This window comes from Enterobacter sp. 01-M-03-SI-ECC (genome assembly GCF_047530215.1).
GTDB classification, from domain to species: domain Bacteria; phylum Pseudomonadota; class Gammaproteobacteria; order Enterobacterales; family Enterobacteriaceae; genus Enterobacter; species Enterobacter chengduensis.
Genome location: NZ_JBLKDA010000089.1, coordinates 1 through 1,422, shown reverse-complemented (window position 1 = coordinate 1,422; position 1,422 = coordinate 1). Strand labels below are relative to the sequence as shown.

General features: G+C 42.3%; 2 protein-coding genes and 1 pseudogene. All 3 read right to left on the bottom strand.

The genetic code is table 11. The features are described 5' to 3' along the window. On the bottom strand, nt 1–193 hold a 193-nt coding region (locus ACMWKK_RS26160; protein WP_406542964.1), incomplete at its 3' end, for a hypothetical protein. 451 nt (nt 194–644) lie between these two features. Beyond that, nucleotides 645–1,013: an Imm8 family immunity protein gene (locus tag ACMWKK_RS26155; RefSeq protein WP_181663697.1), complete on the bottom strand. Its 369-nt coding sequence runs from the start codon at nt 1,011–1,013 to the stop codon at nt 645–647. Further along, nucleotides 1,010–1,422: pseudogene (locus tag ACMWKK_RS26150) on the bottom strand (hypothetical protein); the annotation flags it as partial. The gene ACMWKK_RS26155 and the pseudogene ACMWKK_RS26150, both read right to left, overlap by 4 nt.

Sequence of the window (1,422 nt, the reverse complement as noted above, 5' to 3'; positions counted from 1 at the left end):
TCAGGCGGTTGCCGGAGGCGACCGTCAGGGGACCGGTCAGATTGCCGGCGGCATCGTGCGTGAACGACTCCTGCCATGACAGGAATCCGTCCACCCGGTGCGGTGTGAATGCGGTGGCGGTGTCGGTGATGCGCGACAGCAGGCTCCGGGCGTCCGGAGCGTACTCCCGGGCCCTGTCGGTGCGGTTGTCCATTCAGTTAAGGACAGGGCAATGAAGTGGATGCTAAATCTGGCTGAAAATGACAGCTACCGCAGGCTGTGGATAAAAACCCTGCATATTTTTATATTATTTTATAAAACCGAACTGTGGGAGTTTTTCATGAAAATTCAGAATTGTGCCTGATATATTGCTCACCTGTTACAGGTGAGTATAAGTAGAGGGCACTGGTAGCTTCAGGCTTTAATGTTGGAGGTAATGCTAATTCCAAACATAATCCCGCCGTTTGTTATTCTATTATTCCACATGTATGGGAGGAGGTGTGCTGATCGCGGAAGGTGACGAGGTGCAAGAGCTATGCGAGCAGTTTTATCAGGCTAAACAGTTGGTTAAGGGGATTGAAGCGGCAGTTGTTTAGTGGGCTGAACAGCGGCGGGTAAATAAAAAAATAAGCCAGGAAGATTTAAAGTTTTTCCCGGCTTTTAAATCATTTCATTGAATCATATTCCCAATAAAAATTTTTGCATAACTCCTGTGATATATATATATCGTTTTTGATTTCAATACTTGAAACGATAGAGTTTAAGATAGATACAACTCTTTTCCATGAATATTCATCAACTAGAATCATTTTATACTGTTTGTTAAGCATGTTTTTTTTGTCTTTTAAAGAAGATACTCCTTCGGTAGTTGCTACAACCACAGAATAAATATCCGAAGAATCTTCATCACTCATGCCTATATTCATTTCAAGAAAATAAAAAACATTATTATCGATAGGCTTCCAAGTCCACGGGTTATATATATCTGGAGACCAGTAGTGTTTTATCTCTAGTTTTCTTTGCTTTAATTTCATGGTAATGACTCCGTATCCAAGTGAACATTGCTTGACCATGGCCCTTCAGGAACACTTCTACTTTGAAAGTTTACTTGAGTTCCAGTTCTTGACCACGGTTCACTAGTCAATGGGTTTTTCCCTCGTTTCGGAGACGGCCCTCTATATTGTCTCAAACCATCTTCGGAAATCAAGAGATCAGAACCATAACCACTGATTTTATTATAATTAGGTCCAATAAATGCCCCGCCTAATTTAAAAGCATCATCCTGAGATACAATGCCATTTATTCCCCGGTTGCCACCTGCGGCAGTCTGATTTTTAATTCTTTTGAGTTTATTCTTAAACTGCTGATTTGTTAATTTGCAACTTAGACCCAGCGGATCTATCCACGACAGCGGATCCGGCACATACGCATACTGATTCAGCC

What these genes read in the sequence shown, in the direction of transcription:
- ACMWKK_RS26155 (WP_181663697.1), bottom strand. Translation starts at nt 1,013, where the DNA reads ATGAAATTAAAGCAAAGAAAACTAGAGATAAAACACTACTGGTCTCCA.